At 46.7% G+C, this 22,983-nt stretch carries 21 protein-coding genes; 17 read left to right on the top strand and 4 right to left on the bottom strand.

Going from position 1 to position 22,983, the window contains the following annotated elements:
• Nucleotides 1–33: 33 nt before the first annotated feature.
• From CSV74_RS07790 to CSV74_RS16510, 6 genes are all read left to right on the top strand, one after another.
• Nucleotides 34–867: a flagellar hook-basal body protein gene (locus tag CSV74_RS07790; RefSeq protein WP_099691261.1), complete on the top strand. Its 834-nt coding sequence runs from the start codon at nt 34–36 to the stop codon at nt 865–867.
• A 23-nt stretch (nt 868–890) separates the two neighbouring features.
• Nucleotides 891–1,487 carry a DNA-directed RNA polymerase subunit beta gene (locus CSV74_RS16900; RefSeq protein WP_233190840.1) on the top strand — a complete coding sequence of 199 codons (597 nt, stop codon included), beginning with the start codon at nt 891–893 and terminating at the stop codon, nt 1,485–1,487.
• 53 nt (nt 1,488–1,540) lie between these two features.
• The gene (fabZ, locus tag CSV74_RS07780) at nt 1,541–1,978 is read left to right on the top strand and encodes a 3-hydroxyacyl-ACP dehydratase FabZ (RefSeq protein WP_099691260.1); all 438 of its coding nucleotides are present in this window, start codon (nt 1,541–1,543) and stop codon (nt 1,976–1,978) included.
• Nucleotides 1,979–2,059: 81 nt separating this feature from the next.
• Nucleotides 2,060–2,455 carry a hypothetical protein gene (locus CSV74_RS07775; RefSeq protein WP_199170328.1) on the top strand — a complete coding sequence of 132 codons (396 nt, stop codon included), beginning with the start codon at nt 2,060–2,062 and terminating at the stop codon, nt 2,453–2,455.
• A 90-nt stretch (nt 2,456–2,545) separates the two neighbouring features.
• A complete protein-coding gene (locus tag CSV74_RS07770; protein ID WP_099691258.1) occupies nt 2,546–2,950 on the top strand; it encodes a hypothetical protein in 405 nt (134 codons plus the stop codon).
• 392 nt (nt 2,951–3,342) lie between these two features.
• Nucleotides 3,343–3,633 carry a hypothetical protein gene (locus tag CSV74_RS16510; protein ID WP_143560757.1) on the top strand — a complete coding sequence of 97 codons (291 nt, stop codon included), beginning with the start codon at nt 3,343–3,345 and terminating at the stop codon, nt 3,631–3,633.
• Between the two features lie 71 nt (nt 3,634–3,704).
• Here the strand turns inward: CSV74_RS16510 and CSV74_RS07765 are convergent, their stop codons facing one another.
• Entirely contained in the window at nt 3,705–4,157 is a 453-nt protein-coding gene (locus tag CSV74_RS07765; RefSeq protein ID WP_099691292.1) for a YwpF family protein, read from the bottom strand.
• A 244-nt stretch (nt 4,158–4,401) separates the two neighbouring features.
• On the opposite strand from CSV74_RS07765, the gene CSV74_RS07760 reads away from it, so the two are divergent.
• Both CSV74_RS07760 and CSV74_RS16620 read left to right on the top strand, forming a co-directional pair.
• Nucleotides 4,402–4,815 (top strand): single-stranded DNA-binding protein, encoded by a 414-nt coding sequence (locus CSV74_RS07760; protein WP_099691257.1) that lies wholly within the window; start codon nt 4,402–4,404, stop codon nt 4,813–4,815.
• Nucleotides 4,816–5,153: 338 nt separating this feature from the next.
• A complete protein-coding gene (locus CSV74_RS16620) occupies nt 5,154–5,309 on the top strand; it encodes a hypothetical protein (RefSeq protein WP_155979569.1) in 156 nt (51 codons plus the stop codon).
• Between the two features lie 51 nt (nt 5,310–5,360).
• On the opposite strand, the gene CSV74_RS07755 is transcribed toward CSV74_RS16620, so the two are convergent.
• The 3 genes from CSV74_RS07755 to CSV74_RS07745 form a co-directional block, all read right to left on the bottom strand.
• On the bottom strand, nt 5,361–8,102 hold the full coding sequence (locus CSV74_RS07755) for a DEAD/DEAH box helicase (RefSeq protein WP_099691256.1): 2,742 nt from the start codon (nt 8,100–8,102) through the stop codon (nt 5,361–5,363).
• Complete coding sequence (locus CSV74_RS07750) at nt 8,099–9,673, bottom strand: hypothetical protein (RefSeq protein ID WP_099691255.1); 1,575 nt, start codon at nt 9,671–9,673, stop codon at nt 8,099–8,101. The genes CSV74_RS07755 and CSV74_RS07750 overlap by 4 nt, the downstream gene beginning before the upstream one ends.
• A gap of 90 nt (nt 9,674–9,763) precedes the next feature.
• Complete coding sequence (locus CSV74_RS07745; RefSeq protein WP_099691254.1) at nt 9,764–10,189, bottom strand: helix-turn-helix transcriptional regulator; 426 nt, start codon at nt 10,187–10,189, stop codon at nt 9,764–9,766.
• Nucleotides 10,190–10,343: 154 nt separating this feature from the next.
• Here CSV74_RS07745 and CSV74_RS07740 point away from each other — a divergent pair, with 154 nt between their 5' ends.
• The 9 genes from CSV74_RS07740 (at nt 10,344) to CSV74_RS07685 (ending at nt 22,698) form a co-directional block, all read left to right on the top strand.
• The gene (locus CSV74_RS07740; protein WP_099691253.1) at nt 10,344–10,688 is read left to right on the top strand and encodes a hypothetical protein; all 345 of its coding nucleotides are present in this window, start codon (nt 10,344–10,346) and stop codon (nt 10,686–10,688) included.
• A 157-nt stretch (nt 10,689–10,845) separates the two neighbouring features.
• A complete protein-coding gene (locus tag CSV74_RS07735) occupies nt 10,846–11,295 on the top strand; it encodes a hypothetical protein (RefSeq protein WP_029055269.1) in 450 nt (149 codons plus the stop codon).
• 1,152 nt (nt 11,296–12,447) lie between these two features.
• A complete protein-coding gene (locus CSV74_RS07725) occupies nt 12,448–13,170 on the top strand; it encodes a hypothetical protein (protein ID WP_099691251.1) in 723 nt (240 codons plus the stop codon).
• 1 nt (nt 13,171) lies between these two features.
• Nucleotides 13,172–14,980, top strand: coding sequence for an efflux RND transporter periplasmic adaptor subunit (locus tag CSV74_RS07720; protein ID WP_099691250.1), 1,809 nt, complete (start codon nt 13,172–13,174; stop codon nt 14,978–14,980).
• A gap of 854 nt (nt 14,981–15,834) precedes the next feature.
• Entirely contained in the window at nt 15,835–16,752 is a 918-nt protein-coding gene (locus tag CSV74_RS07715; RefSeq protein ID WP_158231773.1) for a nuclease-related domain-containing protein, read from the top strand.
• Nucleotides 16,753–17,411: 659 nt separating this feature from the next.
• Nucleotides 17,412–18,641: a CAP and S-layer homology domain-containing protein gene (locus CSV74_RS07705; RefSeq protein ID WP_099691247.1), complete on the top strand. Its 1,230-nt coding sequence runs from the start codon at nt 17,412–17,414 to the stop codon at nt 18,639–18,641.
• An 89-nt stretch (nt 18,642–18,730) separates the two neighbouring features.
• Nucleotides 18,731–19,918: a S41 family peptidase gene (locus tag CSV74_RS07700; RefSeq protein WP_099691246.1), complete on the top strand. Its 1,188-nt coding sequence runs from the start codon at nt 18,731–18,733 to the stop codon at nt 19,916–19,918.
• 780 nt (nt 19,919–20,698) lie between these two features.
• On the top strand, nt 20,699–21,991 hold the full coding sequence (locus CSV74_RS07690; protein WP_099691244.1) for a nucleotide sugar dehydrogenase: 1,293 nt from the start codon (nt 20,699–20,701) through the stop codon (nt 21,989–21,991).
• Nucleotides 21,988–22,698 (top strand): WecB/TagA/CpsF family glycosyltransferase, encoded by a 711-nt coding sequence (locus CSV74_RS07685; protein WP_099691243.1) that lies wholly within the window; start codon nt 21,988–21,990, stop codon nt 22,696–22,698. The genes CSV74_RS07690 and CSV74_RS07685 overlap by 4 nt, the downstream gene beginning before the upstream one ends.
• The last annotated feature ends 285 nt before the right edge of the window (nt 22,699–22,983 follow it).

Below are 22,983 nucleotides of genomic sequence, written 5' to 3'. Positions count from 1 at the left end.
ATATAGAAGCATGCGAAAAGGAAGTGACCTTTGATGATCCGCACGATGACTACAGCGACCAACACGATGAACCAGTTGCAGCAACGTCTCGATTTGATCGGCAATAACTTATCGAACGTCGGTACTCATGGATATAAATCCTCGGCAGCTACATTCCAAGAACTATTATTCCAGCAAATCCAAAATGACAAAGCAGATCAAGCCGAGCGCAGTTCAGATTTTGGCATCCGTATGGGGACTGGCGCGCATCTCGGCAGCTTGCAGATGAACTGGAAAGTGGGCTCTGTACAAATAACGGACCGCCAGCTAGACTTTGCGCTAACGGAACCGAAACAACATTTTAATTTGATCCAGCCAACGGACGGCGGAGAGGAAATCATTTATTCACGTAAAGGGAATTTCTACTTGTCGCCAACTGCAAATGGCAACAATGCGCTAGTCAATGAAGAAGGACTCGCGGTGGCGGAGAGCGCAGGCCGTCCAATCGTCTTTTCTGGACAAGCAACCGACTATCAAATTCGTCCGAATGGTGTATTGCAAGTGACGACACCACAAGGCACACAGGAATTTAATCTCGGTGTCACCGTCCTAGAAAAGCCAGATTCAATGGTTCAACTTTCCGCAACCAACTTTGGTTTGCCGACAGACCTAGCAGCAATCGGACTGACAGCAAATGATTTATTGACAGAAATGACAGGTGCTGGACGAAATCAGATTGGATTGCAAAATCAAGCGCTCGAAACTTCCAACGTAGAGTATGAAAAAGAAATGGCGGATTTGATTTCGACGCAACGTGCCTATCAATTCAATGCGCGTTCCGTAACGATGGCGGACCAGATGATGGGCTTAATTAATGGCATTCGCTAACGCGTGCAATAGGAGTACTTACTATGACTGATAAAAATAAAAACTTCAAAAAAATAACAGAACCACTATCACCCGTACAACCATTTGAACCATTAAAGACTTCGGAACCAGCAGAAATGGAAGATCCGATCGAATTGACAGAAACAGATCCGGTCGTACCAACTGAAATGGACGAAGTGGCAGTTACGCTGGCAGAGCCACTCACAGCGGACAAAGAAGTTCCAGAAGACATTGAGTCGACAACGGAGACAGAAGCGCCAGAAACAACTCCTGACGCTCCAGGTGAGGTAATAGAAGGAACACCACTAGTCGAAACAGAACCTGTCAAAAAACTACCTGCGCCAGAAGAATCCGCCACGACATTCTGGACAAAGATTAAATCGAAATGGCCACGCAGAGAGCGCTCTGAAAAAATCACAAAACCTGTTAGTGAAATGCGTTGGGTACAAGTGCGCATGATACCGATCTGGTTGCGCTTGCTGATTTTCATCGTATTGCTTGTCTTAGCAGCTATAGCGGGTACAATGGTTGGATTCAGTGTAATTGGCGACGGATCAGCAGGCGATGTCTTCAAAAAAGAGACATGGCAGCATATTTTTGATATCATGAACGGTAAATAAGTACAGAAACATCTGATTTCTTCAGATCCTCTGGAATAAAGGAGATATATTTCATGCTAAATGCTCAACAAATACAAGAAATTATCCCGCATCGCTATCCATTCTTGCTCGTCGATCGCATCGAAGAACTCGAAGAAGGCAAGCGTGCAGTCGGGTTGAAAAACGTTTCAATCAATGAAGACTTCTTCAACGGCCATTTTCCGGGCTATCCGGTCATGCCGGGTGTTTTAATCGTAGAAGCACTCGCACAAGTTGGCGCAGTCGCTTTACTCAAAAAAGAAGAAAACAAAGGCCGTCTAGCATTTTTCGCAGGCATCGATAACTGCCGCTTCAAGCGCCAAGTCACACCAGGTGACACGCTACGTCTCGAAGTGGAAATTGTTCGCTTACGTGGAACAATCGGTAAAGGAAAAGCCATCGCAACCGTTGACGGCGAAGTGGCATGCGAAGCAGATATTACGTTCGCACTCGGTCCCGTCCAAGAACAATAACATCACGATGCAGTACTGAATAATTGATATAATAATCATTGGAATGCCAATATGGCATACAGTGGGAGGGTACATTACAGCATGTTAAAAAAGCTTTCTCCAAATATAAAGAGCAGCATCACTCGTTCCATTTCTCAATCATTCGAACAATATATGAGTGAAATCGGCTGGTCTGCAGAAGAATATAACATCGAACAGTTTTATGCGAACTGGCGGGAATACATAACGACTAAAGCGCTTTGGTACGACAAGATTCCGGACGACGTCAAAGTAGATCCCGAGTTCCACAAAGAATTAGCAGAGCGCGTGGAGGAAGTATTAATCCGCATACTCAATGATCCACCGACGGAAGAACAGATCGCGCAAATTGAAATTTTACAACAAAATCTTAACACACATTATGATTATGGCTGTAAAGCGGAAGCTGTATACGTTCAAAATGTATTAGAAACCACATCAGGCTATCCAAATAATTAATACGAATAGTTCTCTCCTTTTCGCACAAGCTATCGATGAACATACCAAAACGTATGGTTCACAGCTTGTAAAAAAGGAGGGAATTTTTTTATGATCAGAAAAGCTCTACCTGTAGTTTTCGCATCTGCACTCGTTCTAACCGCATGTAACACGAACGACGGTGCACTGCCGAACAACAACGAAACGCCCATGCAAGACGTAGAACGTGACAATACACCCAACGACAACCAGCGTATGGGTCCAAACCTCGACGGTCTTGACGACAATGATGACCGTGGCATCATGGACAACGACGGAGAGGGCATCATGGACAACGACGGCGAGGGCATCCTGGAGGACACGCGTGAAGGGATTGAAGAAACACGCGAAGAACTCATCGATGACAACAACGAAAACCGTGGCGCACGTGACGACAACAATATGGACGGCAACATGAACGGTAGCGACTCTGCTCCTGACGGCGTTTTGCGCGATGGCGATCGTAAAACACGATGATTCCCACCAATATAAAAACGGCCCTGCATATTGAATGCTTGGGCCGTTTTTGTGTGTGGATTTTTTAGTGTGTGCGCTTTGTGCGGCGTGGTATCCGCTCAATGCGGCATGTTAACCGCTCAAAGCCAGTGTCCGAGCGCTCTATGCAGCGTGTTACCCGCTCAAAACTCCGCGAGCCGCTCAATACATGTTCCCAAGCGCTCTATCGCACGCGCCATCCGCTCAATGTTCATCCGCGAGCGCTCTATGTGTCTGCTGATCCGCTCAATGTTAGCGTGTATGCGCTCTATGCGGCGTGTTAACCGCTCAAACTCCGCGAGCCGCTCAATACATGCTCCCAAGCGCTCTATCGCACGCGCCATCCGCTCAATGTCCTACCGCGAGTGCTCTATGTGTCTGCTGACCCGCTCAATGTTAGCGTGTATGCGCTCAATGCAGCGTGTTATCCGATCAAACTCCGCGAGCCGCTCAATACATCCTCCCAAACGCTCTATCGCTCGCGCCATCCGCTCAATGCCCTACCGCGAGTGCTCTATGTGTCTGCTGACCCGCTCAATGTTAGCGTGTATGCGCTCTATGCGGCGTGTTATCCGCTCAAACCTTATCCGCGAGCGCTCTATGTGTCATCCCAAGCGCTCTATCGCACGCGCCATCTGCTCAATACCCAATCACAACCGCTCTAAATACCCACATAACCGCTCTACCACCTACCCCCAAAAAACAAAAAAAGCCACCCAAAAGGGCAGCCCATCCATCACAACTTCGTCTTCTCATCAAGCTCCGTATCGCGCTTCAACTTCGGGCGATCCCACATGGCCGTTTGGAATTGCTCAAGCAGCGCATCGCCTGTCAAACCTTCATCCAGCAACTCTTCCAGCAAATGCTCCGGATACTTCGATCGGACACGCTTCAAACGACCCTTCATTAACACAGAAATCCGGTCCCCAATCTGCCGCCAGTTTTCCACCGCCACATCAAACGAAGCAGGCTCGTTACCAGGATACGAAATCACGACGCGCACGGTTAGCAACGTCTCCTCAACTTTCCACTTTTCCATAATGTCCTTATGCTTAGCATCTATGAACAGCTCAAGAACCCACAATCGATGACTGTTCTCCTGATTGATGATAATGCCATCAAACAGCGGAAACGCAAGCACGCCACTCTCCTGAATTACTTCCACCGAAATCATCTTAAACGTCTTCAATTCCATCACCTCGGTACAATTTTCCCAAGTATAGCATAAAAATCATAAAATACTCGAAAATTCAAAAATGCCATATACCCCATCAAGCGGAAATCGCATACTACCGCGAATGTTCCAAAATTGCTTCGAATGAAAAATGAAAAACGACGCCGAAAATCGTATCAAAATTCAATTTTGCCACTTTGCCAACAAGATCGCATGTAGATTACGATAAGGGCAGCACAAAGAAAGGAGGGACCAACTCGTGAACCAAGTGGCTTTAGTAGGGAACATCACCAAAGACCTCGTATTAAAAGAACACTCATCAGGACGTGTCAACACCACGTTCGTCCTCGCCGTCAATCGCAGCTTCAAAAACGCAAACGGGGAAGTAGCAACCGACTTCGTGCTGTGCTCTGTCTGGGGACGATCCGCCGAAAACCTAGTCCGTCACTGTGGCAAAGGATCGCTCGTAGGCGTCAGTGGAAGCATTCAGACCCGGAACTACGAACGCGAAGATCAATCGAAAGTGTATGTCACAGAAGTCATGTGCAGCGACATCCGCTTCCTGTCGAAATCAGCTAAACCTCAACACACAGAAATGAGAACGCATTCATCTACTGAGCCCAAACGTTTTGAAGAAGCGAAAACAACCGAAACCGCATTGCCTATTTTCTAAACAGGTCCAAAACGAAAGGGGAGAAGACCAAGGCAAATACGCCGTCGCACATCCGTTGCTGATCAATTCCTGAAAAGAGATGGATGACACACAATTGAAGAGAAATGAAAAAAGAGAACATTACACGACACTACAAGCATATTCGCCAACTAGCATGACCTATTCGGCAGAAGCAAGAGCGGGTGGGGACCCGATCCTCTGTGATGCCGGGAGTACATTCAGCATAGGAACTGAATCAATTTTACGCCAACTCATCCGTCGCCCGTTTCTGTCGGAGACCACTTCCGCGGGGCGGGCTGACGGAATACATACCCGCTCAAAGAAAGGATGAAGCCCACATGCACAGCCCACCTACAGTCGCGCAGAAACAAGATATTCAACGCCTCGAAGACCAGATTGGCCAGCTGATCCGCATTATCGCCAACCTCAACGAGCGCATTAATTACCTCGAAACAATCAAAACAAACCCTTTCCTCATCCCCGATATAAAATGAATACAAAAAGACCTGCATCCACTTTCGATACAGGTCCTAATGATCAATAGGTTAATTAAACGTCAGCAAATCCTCGAGCTCTCGATCATTGAGCTCCGTCAACCACTGACTCGAATGAATCAAATCAGCTGACAGCGCCGCCTTCTCGACGAGCATCTCGTCAATCTTTTCCTCGATCGTCCCAACAGTCACAAATTTATGCACATGCACAAATTTGGTCTGCCCGATACGGTACGCACGATCCGTTGCCTGGTTCTCCACAGCCGGATTCCACCAGCGGTCTGCGTGCAATACGTGATTCGCCTGCGTCAGATTTAAGCCGGTGCCCCCAGCTTTCAACGATAGGATGAAAATCGGGAATTCTCCGTTTTGGAACGCCTCGACCAATGCATCACGTTGTCCTTTTGGCATACTACCCGTCAAGAACGGCACGTCAATCCCGTGCAACTCCGACAAGCACTGACGGATCATCTGCCCCATGCCAATATACTGCGTGAAGATCAAGCATTGCTCACCGTTCGCCGCAATCTCCGCTGCCATCGAAACGATTCGTGCCATTTTATTGGAACGCGTCGTCAACTCGGCAGCAGGGGCTGGCGGTTCTTTCAGGAATAATGCCGGATGGTTACATAATTGTTTCAATCGACTGAGCATCTTCAAAATCAAGCCTTTACGCTCAAATCCTGTCAATGTCTCGAGTTTAAATTTCGTCTCCGAAACAAAACTCTCATACAATGCAGCTTGCTCAGGCGTCAGCGGTACATATTCATTTTGCTCGAGCTTCTCAGGCAAGTTCAGACGCAACTCTGGATCATTCTTCGTCCGGCGCATCATGAACGGCTGAATGCGAGCACGCAATTTCCGCTTCTCCGCTTCGAGATCATCACGCTCAATCGGCACGATGAACTCCTCGCTAAATTTACGGAAACTGCCGAGATATCCTTTATGAATGAAATCAAAAATAGCCCATAACTCCGATAAACGGTTCTCGATCGGCGTACCCGTCAACGCGATATGATGCTCACCGCGTAACTTCCGGATCGCCCGTGACTGCTTCGTCTGTAAGTTCTTAATGTTTTGCGCTTCATCAATGGTTACATTCGCAAACTCATACAACGACAGCATTTCACCGTCTTGCGTAGCGGTCCCATACGTCGTCAAAATAATATGCGGCTGACGCTTGCTCATCATATCGGCAAACTGCTCCTCGCGCGCACGATTCGTCCCGTAATGTACGTGTACCGTCAATGAAGGTGCGAAACGTTCGAGTTCCTTTTGCCAGTTACCCATGACACTTGTCGGGCATATAATTAACGAAGGGGAGTCGGTTTCCGGTAAATTATGCACATACAGCAAATACGTGATGAGCTGTACGGTTTTTCCAAGTCCCATATCATCCGCGAGCACCGCGCCAAATTTATTGTCACGCATGAAATGAAGCCACTCGAAACCTTCTTGCTGATATGGACGCAACTCGGCGTGCAACGTCTTCGGTACTGGAACAGGCGGCAACCCTTTCTTGTCATGCAGCATATTCATCACTTTACGCAAAGACTGCTGCATTGAAAACGCTACTAACGGATCGTCTTCTTCCTCTTCATCATAGACAGGCGCAATCTCTTCCGGTACTTCATTGAACAGCAAATCTTTCACTGTCCATTCACCGTCATCGACTTGCTCCATCAACTCACGAATGCGTTTGAGCCATGCCGGATCCAAATGGAACCATTCATCGCCCGCGCGGATATATTCACGGTTTTCATCGACCATCTTCTGGAATTGATTTCTGTCGATCTTTTCCCCAGCGAGTGAAAACTGCCAATCAAACGACAGCACTTGATCGAGACTCGCTGACGAACGATACGATTGCATACCTGCAGACGTCCGAATCTTCAACTTCGTCTCCGTCACGTTCTTTAACCAAGCCGGCAGTATAACCGGATAATCAAATGCCTGACAAAGCGGCAGATCTTCCTGAATGAAAATCCGCACTTGCGCATCATTTAACGGCACATGCATGAATTGTCGCGGTTCATACCATTCAACGGAACGGAAAATCCCCACCATCTCAGCTTGACGCTCTTCGATATCCTCTGCATACGGCTTACGTTTTGCCGGCAAAGCATTTTCAATCGAACCCGCAATTTTACCGGCAGCTGGCGACCACTGCGCACCGCGATCACTAATCAGAATCGTCTCAAGCAACCAATCCGTCTCATCAACATCGGGCTCCGTCAAACGAAGGGCTACGCGGAACGGTAACTTCGACGTTTCAGTATTCGGCCAACCATACTGCTTGAAGTGCGGCAACAAAGCAGGGAAGTCTGCCATCGAGACACCAAGCGTCGCCAACTGACCACGCATTGCAAGCGAGATATATCGTCCAGCCTGCTCGGATAAATGCGTTTTATCGAGATCGAACGACAGTCCAGACTCATTCGCTTCAACGTATGAAAATAGCGCAGGATCTTTCCACAACGTCGCGGCTTCACGAATGTCAGTCAGCACTTGTTGATCGTCAGACGTCGCACCGGAGTATTGCACATACGGATGACTACCAGCCGAGAACAAGCGCAGCAACATATCGATTGATACATCGAGCCAATTATCCCGCTGCTCCACCAACATGCCGTACATCGTAGGCTCATCCGAATAAAATAAATACGACACCAACATATCGGCATCGATCTTGCGCGTTTCACCTGCGACATTTGCGGACACGATGAAGAGGCCGTCTTGTCCTTCTTGTAACGTTAACTCTAATGAAAGTTGTAAGATGTTCGAATCGGTCATAGCAGTAGATTTCCTTTCTCCATCTCTTCCATCAGTGCACGCAGACGTGGAAATTGCTGGCGGACTGTATGGACATAACGGTTCCAAAATTCATTGCGGCCATCGCGCTTTGCGGCAGTCTTCATTTGCTTCCACAAACGCACAGCACGGCGATAGCTATCTCGATTTTTCTCTTTGACTAATTTCAACGCTTCAGCATGCATGAGAGGGAACACCGCTTGCGAATCTTCCGCAAGCGCCGTCTTCATCGCAGAGCTGTCAATCATATCGACTGACCCGCGTGTTAAATGCATAAGCGCAGCCCATTCGGCGTAACGATTACGTTCGAATAAAAACTTGCCATACGCACGATTTGCTTCCGGCCCATACGATTGGAACAGTTGATCGCGCTGTGCTTCTGAAACATCAGACAGCGATAGTAACTCGTCGATATCTTCGGCAAACGCTGAACGGTTACGCGCTGCAAGCTGCTGATAATGCTCGGCTAAATGAGGGAGCAATTGCTGCATAATCGACTGCACAATATCAAAATCCTCATCTTCCTTCGCATAAAGCGCAAATGCCAACCACTGGGGAACAGCAGTAGCATCTAGCGTATTCAACTCCTCGTCAAGCTCGTCAAAACGTCCCGACGTCAAATAGAGAAACGCACGGAACAATGCCGCATCTTCTGCCGTTTCCTTTTGCAGGCGTTCAATCTCCTCTGTCAATTCAGCCTCATCAGAATAAAGCTCAGTATAGACAAGACGGAACGCTTCAAAACGCTTCGAGAATAAACCTTCTTCGTCTATTGCGAATGAATGAATCAAATCTTTCAGCTTCACATGAAATGCATCCGTCTCAAATAGACGTGATTTCGAACTCAGTTGTTTAATGCTCGCTTTAATTTCGGACATTTGTTCATTGAGCCAAATCGTCAGTTGCCATTTGCCGTAATGATAGGAATCATTCGCCGATAGCTCGCTATTTAGGAAAGGCCATGCCGCTCGCAATAACGTTAGCTGATAGTACAGCGAAAAGAGCGGCTTCCATTCCCATTCAAAAGGAGAAAGCCGCGTCTTCTGATGTTCAATTTTGGAAGCATAATGCAAGAAACCGGTCGGTCCGTCACTCGGGCTCAACTCGGTAAGCGGCTTCACTAATACGGATAACGCGTTCAACCAAGCTTCTGGCGTCCGCTCATTGATCGACAATTGTGTCTGCACAGTCCCGGACTGGCGCCACGTATTGAGCCAATCTGATAATGAATGAAACTGCGAGTACAAATGGAAGACGACCGCGATCTGATGCGCGCACCAGTCTCCGTCGGCACATGTGCAGTACGGTTCCATCGTCATGAAAGAAAGACGCGCGAATTCCGACTCTGTACCTGAAATATTGGCCATTAAGGATTGCTCGGTTTCCGTGTAGCGATACGCACCAATTGCGTTCATACGTACAAGTGAAGCGGCCTTGCGTAGAATTTCCGCCTGTGCAGGGACAGACGACTGAAATGTATGTTTAATATGATTCATGAATTCTTCAATTTGTGATTCGTGCATATTTGCGATTCGTTCAATAGTGATGGCCACCGAATCCACTCCTTACTTAAGCATTCCTCCTATTATACCGTTTTTATCGGTCTTTTACCACAACTTGAGAAACATAAAAACCATCCGATTTCATTTACCTGTTTGATTATCGAATAGCTGCATAAGGTTCAACATGCCTGACAGCAACAATTGGCGGTTCTCGTGGTCCAATGAATTTGCTCGTAAAATAAATTCTTTCAACAGTGGTTCGTTTTCAATTAGTGATCCGTACTGCGCAAGAAACCCATTTTTGTATGTGGCGGTACTGTCGAGCGTTTGATTTGAAAAAGAGCGTACCGTCTTTAATGGTTTGTCCAGAATCATCGCAAGCAATACATCATCCGGTATGTTATAGATTTCCTTAATAAGTGGCACCAAATAAATCGGGAAAACTCGTTCACTTGATTCATATCTGGACATCGTCGCGCCATCGACTCCAAGATCCTCAGCCATCTGTTTTTGTGAAATATGTAAATACTCATCGCGGTATTCTCGTAATTGTGTTCCGAAACTCATTTTCATCACCCGTTTTTCTCGCCATCGTATAAGAAAAGAATCCGGTATTTCGTTAAATTGTCATTTAGACAATATGAATTGACGAATTGACAATTACGAGATTTTTCTACAATATTATGAGAAGATTGTGATAAAAAATAGAAAGTAGGCGAAAGTGATAGAAAAAGTGCAATTGATTTTATACTTACCTCAATTGCGGCACCGTGTACAAAAGCCGAAACCCGTAATCGCAAGTGAGCTATGTTTCTTCGAATCTCTCGAACAATACTCCGAAAAATCCGTCCATGATCCAAATGGCAACGTTACATATTTGTATAACGTCACTCGCGAAGAGATGATGTTCGAGCAAGTCGTCATCTCGTACGCAAACCATCAAATGATTTTTTCTTACGAGAAAACGAATGTCGATGCGAGCGAGCAATTACTGGAACAATTGCGAGAAGGAAACATTGAGTATCAGCCAGTGTCCAAAACCTTTCTTGTAGGGCGTGATGAATAACCCGAAAGACGGCGTGATTCGCCACTATGACCGTTTTCTGAAAAATTCTCTTGGTATATTAGATGGTTTCCGTCTCATATCATGCACAAAATCCTCTTTAATGTGATATATTAATAATAATCGGAAAATTCAAATTACTGAGGAGGAGGGGGAAGATATGCTAGTCATACAGCGAATCAAGCCATTTTTCACCAGGAAAGAAGAATTCAACTTACGCCTTGTATTCGCTTATCAATATTTCTCGATTAAGCGAAACGATGAGGTGTTTCAATTCATCCCCGAGGAAGGTAAAGAAATCGTTGTGAATACGAAAAATCTGCAGATTGAGAACTTAGGAGAAGTGTTCGTCTTTCAGCGAGGCAGCAGATTTATCCGGATCCCACTTTATCAATTGTTGCTAGTTTCCGATTTGCATTTACATTTGTCGACTATACTCGAAGGAGCGATGGGATTGGAAGGCCATCTACAGGAAGAGTACATGCGTGAAGCGGACGGTTTGGTGGAGAAGTTGGAGCAAGATAATTGGGAACGAATGGTAGATTATGCGCTAGAAACGAAAAACCAACTCTTGTTTAAGGAGTTGATGGAAGGACTGCGAGTGATTTGATCATCACACTAAAACGTTAAAAACACCTCAGTTAGAAGCACATCTATGTGCGTCGACGTTGAGGTGTTTTTATGTGCGTTTTGCTATGCGGTTTCTCATAGTGTCAGGAAATGGAGCGCCACTACGAATAGTCCTGATCCGCCAAGGCCTAGTGCAAAGTCTTGCCACGTAAACTCAATGGTCTTTTCCAAGTTCATCGCTCATCACTCCTCTTTGTAATTAGAGCCATCTGACCCTATTGCTTCCTATTATAGCCTATTTCTTTGGATTAAAAACATTCAGATAATTAAACGGATCTAATGGACTAGGGTTTTTAAGTGGCAGAAGCTGACGGGTTGTTGGGTTGGGGATTTGCGCTTCGGAGGGGACGCTTTCCCATGGGTCCGCGGTGAGCCGACCAGGTCGCAGGCTCCCTTTTGGTTGTCTCACCTGATCGGGCTGATCCATCGGGAGTCGCCCCTCCTACGCGCCAATCCCTGCAAACAGAGTGGTTGTTACTTTTTGTGGTTCATTAAAGTTGGGATTGTGAATAATCTGAAGGGTTGACGGTCGATAGGGGTTGGGATTTGCGCTTCGGAGGGGACGCGTTCCCATGGGCCCGCGGTGAGCCAACCAGGTCGCAGGCTCCCTATTGGTTGTCTCACCTGATCGGGCTGATCCATCGGGAGTCGCCCCTCCTACGCGCCAATCCCTTGCAAAGTGAGTGGGTGATACTTTTCGTGGTTCATTGAAGTTCCACTTGTGATTGCTTTTGCAGTTGAACTTTTATTTGAACTTAAGCAAGTTTAATAACAACAACAATTTACACTTTACTGCCAGTGATTGAATTACTTCCATCCACTATAATAGTAGGATTGGAGCGGAAGATGGGGGCGACTCTGGGAGGATCAGTGCGAGTTCGAGACCCCGCAGGAAGCGCAGCGAACGAGGAGGCTCGAACCGCGCCCTCCAGAAAGCGTCCCCCATCTGCAGCGGAAATCCCACGCACAATGTAGCTTCACTTGTCATATACAGCGCTTAAATCTCCGACTCTATTGCCAAATTCTGCAACAAAACGAGACATTCGTTGCAAATCCGTCATTTTTTGATAAAGTAAGAGAGATAGAAACTGATATAATCAGTGGATAAGTTGGAGGCAAAGGAGAAGTACATATGTATTCTACTTACGGTTACTGGCGTTCGTTAGTTTATCCTGACCGGCTTGCTGTTGAAATTGGGCAAGGAACTGTCACTGGATTCAAACGCCGTGTGTTTAGCGTATTCATTTTGGGCATCATCCTGTTCGTCCTCCGCGATATGTGGGGCATGAATACTGGGACGATGACGTATCTCTTGGCGAACGGTTCGCTCGATGAATTCACCATTGGTCGCATCACCGCTTTAGTCGGCGCCATACTCTGGGCCATTATCTACATGTCGTTCCATTTCTGGGGCGTTGCATGGATTTTAAGCATGCTAACGAAAATTCCGTTTAAACCATTGCTGAAGTTGCAGCTAGTAGTTACGGGATTATTATTAATTGAAAAACTCATCAATTTCCTAATCTTCGCGGTTGCTGGAAAAACAGCAGCGGTTTCGATTCTTTCATTCGGACCTCTCGCGGTAACATTTTTGGATAATTGGTACATCATTCTATTTGTCAATCAACTTACGATTTTCTCTGCATTGATCGTGGCGGTTCAATATCGCTTCATCAGCTTCTCGAAAGTGGAAACGTCACTAGTCGGTGAAGAAGTTGTAGAGCATACAGGTATCCGCAAGCAGGCATTGTGGATGTTGATCGCCTTGCAAGTGGTCTTTGCATTGATCACAGCGGCAGTTGGCTTTGCTCCCATCGAAAAAATGTTGAACTTGTTAATGATTGGGGGACTATAAGATGAAAACACAAAACATCATCGTGACAGTCCTCGTGACAGCGTTCCTAGCATTGAACACGTATTTGGTGTTCGCTGAAAAAAGTGTCATCCCGAAAGCGCAGTACGTCAGTGAGTACGAGCGGCTGTCTGCGGATGATTACAAGAATGAGCTCGATAAAGAAGGGTTCATTTCACCGAAAGATTTGCATACCATTTACCTGAAAGACGACCAAACAATTGATTCGTGGCTTGTTCAAGAAGGGGAGACGGTGGACTTTGGAACGGAGCTCGCTTCATTAAAAGTGGATCACATTGATTCCAAGCGCAATGAACTAGAATCGGAACTATCCGCGTTGCAAAATCAGTCGTCTTCGATTTCACAAACGATCAGTAATCTCGAGTATGAACAGTCCTCTGCGGGCGGTTCGAAAAACGACAGCGATTACTACGATACGAACGATGAGAAAAAAGTGCGTGTCAATTTGAATGTCGGAATTGAAATGAGAGAAGATGGAACGTTTGCGCAAGCGATTGCGGAAGCGGAGCGTGATCTCGCAGAAGTACAACGAAAAACGGAAATTGTCGAAGCACAGCTCGCAGAAATACCGAATGAATCTGCATTGACGAGTCCAGTAAGCGGCTATGTCGTAGCAATTAAACGTGATAGCGAATCACCATCGATTGATATTTACAGCACCGACCAGACGATTGTCACATACGTTCTCGACAACGAATGGCCAAACGTGGAAACGGGCGCGCCGGTTATGATCCAGCATGACTCGATCCAAACACCATTCACACCGAAAGTCGATCCGAATCAACAACCAGAAGATCAAGTAGAACCAATAGAACCTGAAGACACAGAAGACGGAATCAGCAGTACAAAAGGCAAATCCGTAGCGTCTCTATCTGCTGACGGCGTACCACCGAGCACCGTACCGTACGACGATCCGAAAACGGAAATCGACGGAACGAATACAGAACCACCGGCTGGTAATTCGAATGCTCCTGAAGAGAATTTCGACGGCACATCGGGTAACCCGGACGGTTCAGTCGATCAACCGGATACACCGGTATCTTCACCGGATAGTTCGAATAATAACAATTCTGGTACAGAGACAGCGCCAACTACAGGCACTCCGGATACGGATGGCACACCTGAAGTTACACCTAATCCGGATGATGCAACAACGAATCCAGACGGAACCATGTCTAATCCGGAAGTGAATGAATCACCTGAAGGTAAGCCTGTCTTAACGAATAAACAAAAGAAACTGGCTGAAGCGCAAGAACGCATCACACCGGACTACCCGAATAACATCTCCACAATTAATGGAGTCGTTGTATCGGTATCCAAAGTGCCTGCGAAAGACGACGAATGGCTAGAGGCGTATAAAGCCTTAGGCAATACACAAAAAGACAATCCACTAGCATATTACGAAGTGCGCGTAGCACCGTACGACGAGCAAATGGACTTGCCATTCGGCACGAACGTCAACACATTTATTCAAACAAATGAAGCAAATCAAGTCGTCAGTGTCAAAACGAACTGGCTAACGGACAAATACCAGAACAATGCGAAAGTATGGACGCTGGACAACAACGGACGAGCAGTCCAAAACGTTGTCGAAGCACCATTCACATCACTTGATCGCACAGTCCTCACAACGGGCGTCGAACCAGGAGTGATCGCATTGCACAACGACGATCTAGACAGCAGCCTCGAGCACCAATCCGTCTTCCACCCACTGCCGCTCTATTTGCCGGAATGGGAACAATGGAAAACAACGCCTTGGCAACACTATGTACGGTATTTGATTAAACGATGAAAAAACTGCCCCTTGAGGGGGCAGTTTTTTTCGTTTTTGTGGGGGGAGTTTGCGCTGGGGCGCTCATAAATTACGCTTGTGTGCTCTATGTAGTTTATTATCCGCTCTATCTACGTTCTTGAGCGCTCTATAAAATCTCTTAACCGCTCTATCATTCCGCGTAAACGCTCAATCCCCACGCTAAACCGCTCTATCGGGCTTGCTATCCGCTCATACGACCATTACATTGAACGAAACCAAGCAGAGCGAGACTATGCCGCTCATACTTTCCGCTAAGCGCTCTATCTAAGGCATTATCCGCTCAATCTACGTGTTGAAGCGCTCTATGCAACCGCGTATCCGCTCAATCCCCACGCTGGCCCGCTCTATCAAGCGTGCGATCCGCTCATACGCCCATTCCATTGAACGAAATCAAGCAAGGCGAAGCCGCGCGCTCAAACTTTCTATTAAGCGCTCTATCGACCTAGCCAACCGCTCTATCCCAAGGTCCAACCGATCTATATAACCATCTATCCGCTCTATCGCGACCAACTACCGCTCTATCAAGCCAATCAACCGCTCATAGCCGCCACAATTCACGTGACTAAAGACATATTTTCAAACAAATTCCCACCCTAAATCACTCTTTACACCGTGAAAATTGAATTCTCCCCAACAAATCTACTCCGAAATCCAATTTCACCCCCAAAAAACCATGCAAAATTGAATTTATCCCAATACTTCCCAATAACAAACACTCTTGCTACAATAAATACACGCACCAACAATCCATAATAGGGAGGTGAACCAATATACTCTACAAAACTCGCACGATCCCCAAGCTGATCATCGGCCAACAGGCGCTATTAAAACGCTTGCCGGTCAATCACGACAAGTATGAAAAAATCCGCACCGACTTCTACAACGGCAAAGCAGGGTTTGGAGGGGAGAGGGAATTCGACTACCAATTACGAGACTTCATCCCGCCGTATCCGCACGCAATCCTCCACGATGTTTTCCTGAAACACGAGCATGCCTATTTCCAAATCGACTCCATCTTGATTACCCCGAGCACCATTATCCTGTTCGAAATCAAAAACATCGCAGGCAAACTGCACATCAAGCAAAATCCGACACAATTCATCCGCGAATCAGTCAACGGGGAACGCACCGTCCTGAGAAGCCCAATCGAAGAAATGGAACGCAAAAAACACTACTTCGCCAGCTGGCTGCAAGCGCGCAACATCGACATTCCCCTCGTCGACTACATCGTCTTCGCCTACCAAAACGAACTCACCATCGAAAACACATCGTCCCACCGACTCGTATTCTCGTATGAAATCCCCAACCGTTTAAGAAATTTAGAAATGAAGGCAGATATTTTGAACGCAAAACAGATTACTAGATTAGCGAATGAACTCTTAAAAACCCACCGCCATTACGACCCATTTCCGCTAATCGAAAAATATGCACTTTCCATACAAGATCTGGCAAGCGGTGTCGCGTGCCCCAATTGCGAACAATTAACGATGCAGTGGCGGACCAGAAGTTGGCAGTGCCGAGCGTGTGGTCATATCGATCGCTATGCCCACCATGCCACGCTAGCCGAATGGTACTGCATTGGCGGCGCGCAACTCACCAACCGGCAATTCCGCCACTTCACAAACATCCACTCCCGCCACGTAGCGAAACGAATGCTTGCTAACTCCTTCACCGAAATGTCTGGAAAAAAGCGCAACGCGATCTACCAACTCTCTCCGAGACTTCTTCAAACAGAAAATCTGAAATTGTAAAAGCAATCAAACCAGTGCATAAGCTCTTCGTGCGCTGGTTTCTTATTGAAATCAACTAACGCACACGCTCAATGTTTCGGGCTATCCGCTCAATCATGACGCCTAAGCGCTCTATCCACCCGGTCGAGCGCTCTATTAACTCAATCAACCGCTCTATCAAGCTAGTACTCCGCGCTATATAGGCAAACATCCGCTCATAACCGCGGACCCACCGCTCATAAGCAGATCCCTGCCATTCAAAACTCTCACGCGCTCAATGTTTCGAGTTATCCGCTCAATCCCGATGCCCATCAGCTCTATCCGCCCAATTACCCGCTTTATCAAGCTGGTACTCCGCTCTATGTAGACAAACATCCGCTCATAACCACCGGCCGACCGCTCATAAGGAGATTCTTGCCATTCAAAAACTCCCACACGCTCAATGTTTCGGGCTATCCGCTCAATCTCCACGGCCACCCGCTCTATCCACCCAATCAACCGCTCTATCAATCCAGCAATCCGCTCTATACAAACCAATATCCGCTCATAACTACCGCCCAACCGCTCATAACCCCTACCCCCAAAATATACAAAAAATCAATTAACTCAACAATTTTCACCAATACCCTACCAAACCACCTGTCAAATCCCGTATACTTTAACAAAAGGAGGACGTTTATATGAGTCTAGTTTGCAACAAAAAAATATTCTTAAGTACTATAGCCATGAGCGTCGCTGTGTCCGCAGGGGGAATAGCTACTTCTGTACCGGCTGAAGCTGCGAAAGTTGTCACGTTTAAGGATGTACCTGAGAAGCATTATGCCTATGACGCGGTGATGTATATGGCAGCCAATGACATCATTAAGGGCTATGCTGACAATACATATCGTCTGAATAAACCGGTTACTCGGGCTCAGGCGGCGAAGATGATTGCGGTTTCTATTGGGGCGAAACCGAGCCATGCGTATAAAATGGATTTTAAGGATGTAACGAAAGACAACGGATCGTATGATCATATTCGCGCGTTGACACAGCGAGGTCTGTTTAAGAATGCGGAGAAATTTAATCCGAATAAACCACTTACTCGTGGCCAAATGGCGAAACTGTTGGTTCTTGGCTATCATATTGTCACGGATGACAACGACTTCATTATCTTTGATGATGTCAAGAAGAGCAGTGGCGCATATGAATACATTATTACGATTGCCGAACTGAATATCACCACGACGCGTCCAGGCGGGAAATTCAATCCGAATGATCCGGTCACACGTGGCCAATTGGCGGCATTCTTATACCGTACGATGCAATTCGACGAAAATCGCAAAAATGGACTGATTACGTATGATAATCAGAAGAAAGGCTATGTCGACAGAGATAAAAACTTGATTAAGCCGAATCCTGATAATCAAAAACCGGCACCCGAAAAGCCGAAGCCGGTACCACCAAAGCCGACTCCAAAACCACCAGCAGCAAAACCGGAGCCGCCAAAACCAACACCGGTACCGCCTAAACCAGAACCAGAGCAGCCTTCATTAGCGGCACAATCAATTATTAATGTGAATATCAAACGAAAAGACGCCAAAGTAAGCAATCTGCTAGCGGATCCTGCACTTAATCGCATGGCTAGCGCAAGAGCGGAGGATTTGGCGAAACTCGGGGAATTATCACATATTACGCCGACACATGGCACGCTTGTAGAGATGCTGGATAAATTTGATTATAAATGGGCGGCATACGGTGAAAACATTGGTGCAGGCTTTACTGACGCGCTGGAAATTACCAATGCTTGGTTAGCATCGCCGGCGCATAAGGAGAATCTCCTAAGTCCCGTATTTACGCATATGGGAGCAGGCACGGCACCCGATTCAGATGGTAAAATCTATTGGGTGACACTATATACTAAAAAATAATTATAGTTAGCCGCTTAACCGCTGGTGTATAGGGTATAGTGAAAAGATACATACTTTTACCAAACCCACCGAATAAAGGAGGAAGCGCAATGAAACAAACTGTTATTGCAGTAGTGGCTGTTTTTGCTTGGCTCTGCTTAACACCCGCCACCGAAGCCGCGACTCTGGACGAAGTGAAAGAAATAGTCGATTTGTACTATTATGGTGATCAGCCTACTAATCTTCGCCATGCGAAAAACGTCACCGAAGTCGTACGTCAGCTCGACGAATACTCGGTGTACATGACGCCAGCTGAATATAATGATTATCTCAATCAATACGCAAGCAGCGAAGCACCGGCACAAGTCGCAACTATTGCGGCACCGCACAATCCAGACAATGTGAGCTCGAATATGATGTACGGAAACGTCGGGTACTTGAAAATTAAGTCATTCTCTGCGCATTTACAAGAAGACGTGAACGCACACTGGTCGCGTTTGAAAGCGGCAGGAGCGAAGAGATTAATTCTCGATTTACGTTTTAACGGTGGCGGCTACGTAGACAGCGCCGAGCAATTACTAGGCTTCTTCCCGAGAGTAAAAGAAGCGTACAAATTGCAAACGCGCATGGGCACACAGTCAGGTAAAGTCGTCCCAGCGAAAAATCAATTCCCGGTAGACACGTACGTACTCGTCAACCGCTACTCAGCATCCGCTTCTGAAATTGTGGCAGTTAGCCTCAAAGACCAAAGCGCAGCGAACGTAGTAGGGGAGACGACAAAAGGAAAAGGTAGCGTCCAGTCGTTATTCGAATTAGAAAACGGTGGCGCACTGAAACTCACAACAGGTCACTACACAGGACCTAAAGGAACGCCCGTGCAACACAAAGGCGTTGAGCCGAATATTAAAATGAAGCCGGGAACAGAGCACGCAGGCATGCACAAACGCCTCGTAACATCGGACTTGGTTGCACAAGGTTACCAGTTTATCAAAGGACCAACCGATGTACCGCAATCAAAAGTATTCAACGTCGAGTTCACGCAAAACATGAACTTCGGTCCAGCGAAAGATTTTAATAAGATGGAACTTGTGAAGTTCGGAAGCGTCTCTATACAAACGGCTAAAAAGGCTAGTAATGAGAAAACGATGACGATCCAGCCAGCGAAACCTATGGCGCTTGGAGCGGAGTATATGCTTATCGTACACCCAGGCATAGCAGGAGCTAACGGGTTGAGTGTGGTGAAAGGGACGTATACACCTTATACCGTGCAAGCACGCGTACCGGCACGAGCTAAATAAATTGGTGATGCGGTAGAGAAGTTGGTATACTGTCATAGATGGAATAGATATAAATCTTAGGTGCTCTTAGTAGATGGAGTGAGGGGGAAGGCAACGTGGATTGACGCTTCAGGCGGATGCTTTCCCATGGGCTCGCGGTGAGCCAACCAGTTCGCGTTGCTCTCTTTGGTTGTCTCGCCTGATCGAGCTGATCCTGCGGCAAAAGCTTAAACCTTATGTACTTCTAGTAGATGGAGTGAAGGGGAAGGCAACGTGGATCGACGCTGCAGGCGGACGCTTTCCCATGGGCCCGCGGTGAGCCAACTGTTCACTGCGTTCTCTTAGTTGTCTCACCTGATCGGGCTGATCCATCGGGAGTCGCCGCCTTCCGCTTACGATCCACTGTGTGTTCTTTTGGAGTTTCTGTGGAAGAGTGTAAATACTAAAGTACTCTATCATTTTTAATGTAACTATTAAAATCCAAGGATGAAGAGATTCATCCTTTCTCTTTGAACTTAAACGTGTTGGAACCTCATGCACTTGAACTTGAACCTCCAACAAAAAGAAAAAAGTGGTCGCTAACTGCCACCACACTGTAGGTAGGATCGGAACGAAAGGCGGCGACTCCCGCGGGATAAGCATGAGCCTTGAGACCCCGCAGGTAGCGTAGCGGACGAGGAGGCTCAAGCCATGCCCGCAGGAAAGCGTCCGCCTGTAGTGCAGATCCCATATCCAACCCAAAGTCTAGCTAGACTTTTACCAACCACAACTTAAAACAAGAAAGCGAAGGTATCATACACTATGGAAAAGAAATTATGCGTAGTAGGCCTAGGTTATATCGGTCTCCCAACTGCCGTTATGTTCGCAAACAGCGGCCTGCAAGTACACGGCGTCGACCGTAACGAACACGTCGTACAACTTATCAACAATAAACAACTACATATAGAAGAAAACGGCCTGCAAGAACGTCTCGAGAAAGCCGTAGATGCAGGACACTTCCAAGCATCGACTACACCAGTAGAAGCAGACGTCTACATCATCGCCGTGCCGTCACCGATCAACCCGGACAACACGGCGAACTTGGAATTCATCCGTGCGGCAACCGCATCGATCGTGCCATTCGTCAAAAAAGGCGCACTAGTAATCTTGGAGTCAACAGTTCCACCAAAGACTGTCGAAAACATTATGCTGCCTGAATTACGCAAAACGGATCTTATTATCGGTGAAGAACTATTTGTCTCTCACTCACCGGAACGCGTAATTCCGGGTAAGATCTTCGAAGAACTAGTCAACAACGACCGCATCGTCGGTGGAATCAATGCGAAATCAGCAGAAATGACAAAAGATCTCTACGAAGTATTCGTCAAAGGAACAATCCATCTGACGGATGCAACAACAGCGGAACTTGTGAAAGTCATGGAAAACACATACCGCGACGTGAACATTGCATTTGCCAATGAACTTGCAAAAATCGCAGAAGGTATCGACGTGGATATTTGGGAAGCAATCAAATTTGCAAACTTCCACCCACGCGTCAATATTCATACACCAGGTCCAGGCGTAGGCGGTCACTGTATCGCAGTCGATCCGTGGTTCTTAGTGGAACTGGCACCTGAAAAAGCGGATATCATCAAAAAAGCACGCCTAACAAACGATGGTATGCCAATGTATACGGCGAAGCGCGCACAGCGTTTGCTACAAGAATACCATATTGAAAACGGTAAAGTGGCGGTTCTTGGTCTTGCATTTAAAGGGAACGTTGACGACATGCGTGAAAGCCCGTCAACGAAAGTGATTGATTCTTTGCAACAACTCGGTCTAGACGTCGTATCATTCGACCCGCACATCAAGGAATTACAGCATTCGACGCAAGTTGCTACACTTGAAGAAGCAATCGGCACAGCGGATCTTCTTCTATTAACTACAGACCATGACCAATTCAAGGAACTGAATCCGGCAGACTTGCAGACGAAGCAGCCAAGACCGATCATGTTGGATACAAAAAATGCACTCGATGCGGATGCATGGGAACAAGCGGAATATCGCTTCTTTAAATTAGGAGATGGCAAAAAAGAGGGGCAGCTATACAAATGAAAGAAGAAATACTAGGCGTCTCCGTCAACACGGAGAACTACAATGAACTGATTCCGAAAGTCTTCGAGAATATCGAAATAGGAAAGAAATCACTCATCGTCGCGATCAATCCGGAAAAGCTTATGAAAGCAAAAGAAGATCCTGAGCTAAAAGCATTGCTTAACCGGGCAGAATTCCAAATCCCGGATGGCATTGGCGTAATTCTCGCATCTAAGCTAAAAAAAGGTCAGATTCGTTCACGTGTTACAGGAATCGACATGATGGACCGCGTCGTACAGGAAGCCGCTGCGCGCGGAAAACGTATTTTCCTCTACGGCGCGAAACCTGGAGTGGCGGAAGAAGCCGCAGCGAAATTGCAAGTCATGCATCCGAACATTCAAATCGCTGGAGTCCAGCACGGCTATGAAAAAGATGTACAAGTCGTACTCGACACGATTAACCAAGCAAAACCGGATATCTTATTCGTTGCGATGGGTTCGCCGAAGCAAGAACAGTGGATTGAACAACACCGCAACCAGCTACATCCTATAGTGTTTCAGGGAGTAGGGGGATCATTCGACGTGCTAGCAGGGAATATTAAAAGAGCGCCGGCTGCTTTCCAAAAGGTAGGAGCGGAATGGTTGTATCGTTTATTGCTTGAACCGAGCCGAATTAAACGTCAAATGAATTTGCCGAAGTTTTTAGTAGAGGTGTATCGGAAGAAGTGATTTTGGAAGGTAAGGCTGATAGGGGCTGTTGGGGTGGGATTGGAGCTTCGGAGGGGGCGGTTGTCTCTTCTGATCGGGCTGATTCTCCCGGATTCGCCCCAATCCCTTAAAATGTGAGTGGGTAATACTGATCGATGGTCATTGAAGTTAGGATTGTAGTTGTAAGAAACGTTGAACTTAACCAGGTTCAAAGATAAAAATAATTAACCCATTGCCTCCAGAGTGATTCAAATTACCCCCCTTCATCCCAATCCATATTTCTAGCTCTCTATTATTCCAAAATAA

The organism is Sporosarcina sp. P19 (assembly GCF_002743165.1).
In the GTDB taxonomy this organism is placed as follows: Bacteria; Bacillota; Bacilli; order Bacillales_A; family Planococcaceae; genus Sporosarcina; species Sporosarcina ureae.
This window is presented reverse-complemented; position numbering and strand designations above follow the sequence as displayed.

What these genes read in the sequence shown, in the direction of transcription:
- CSV74_RS07705 (WP_099691247.1), top strand. Translation starts at nt 17,412, where the DNA reads ATGAGTCTAGTTTGCAACAAAAAAATATTCTTAAGTACTATAGCCATG.
- CSV74_RS07755 (WP_099691256.1), bottom strand. Translation starts at nt 8,102, where the DNA reads ATGACCGATTCGAACATCTTACAACTTTCATTAGAGTTAACGTTACAA.
- CSV74_RS07745 (WP_099691254.1), bottom strand. Translation starts at nt 10,189, where the DNA reads ATGAGTTTCGGAACACAATTACGAGAATACCGCGATGAGTATTTACAT.
- CSV74_RS16900 (WP_233190840.1), top strand. Translation starts at nt 891, where the DNA reads ATGACTGATAAAAATAAAAACTTCAAAAAAATAACAGAACCACTATCA.
- CSV74_RS07735 (WP_029055269.1), top strand. Translation starts at nt 10,846, where the DNA reads ATGCTAGTCATACAGCGAATCAAGCCATTTTTCACCAGGAAAGAAGAA.
- CSV74_RS07690 (WP_099691244.1), top strand. Translation starts at nt 20,699, where the DNA reads ATGGAAAAGAAATTATGCGTAGTAGGCCTAGGTTATATCGGTCTCCCA.
- CSV74_RS16620 (WP_155979569.1), top strand. Translation starts at nt 5,154, where the DNA reads ATGCACAGCCCACCTACAGTCGCGCAGAAACAAGATATTCAACGCCTC.
- CSV74_RS07790 (WP_099691261.1), top strand. Translation starts at nt 34, where the DNA reads ATGATCCGCACGATGACTACAGCGACCAACACGATGAACCAGTTGCAG.
- fabZ (WP_099691260.1), top strand. Translation starts at nt 1,541, where the DNA reads ATGCTAAATGCTCAACAAATACAAGAAATTATCCCGCATCGCTATCCA.
- CSV74_RS07770 (WP_099691258.1), top strand. Translation starts at nt 2,546, where the DNA reads ATGATCAGAAAAGCTCTACCTGTAGTTTTCGCATCTGCACTCGTTCTA.
- CSV74_RS07720 (WP_099691250.1), top strand. Translation starts at nt 13,172, where the DNA reads ATGAAAACACAAAACATCATCGTGACAGTCCTCGTGACAGCGTTCCTA.
- CSV74_RS07775 (WP_199170328.1), top strand. Translation starts at nt 2,060, where the DNA reads ATGTTAAAAAAGCTTTCTCCAAATATAAAGAGCAGCATCACTCGTTCC.
- CSV74_RS07685 (WP_099691243.1), top strand. Translation starts at nt 21,988, where the DNA reads ATGAAAGAAGAAATACTAGGCGTCTCCGTCAACACGGAGAACTACAAT.
- CSV74_RS07725 (WP_099691251.1), top strand. Translation starts at nt 12,448, where the DNA reads ATGTATTCTACTTACGGTTACTGGCGTTCGTTAGTTTATCCTGACCGG.
- CSV74_RS07700 (WP_099691246.1), top strand. Translation starts at nt 18,731, where the DNA reads ATGAAACAAACTGTTATTGCAGTAGTGGCTGTTTTTGCTTGGCTCTGC.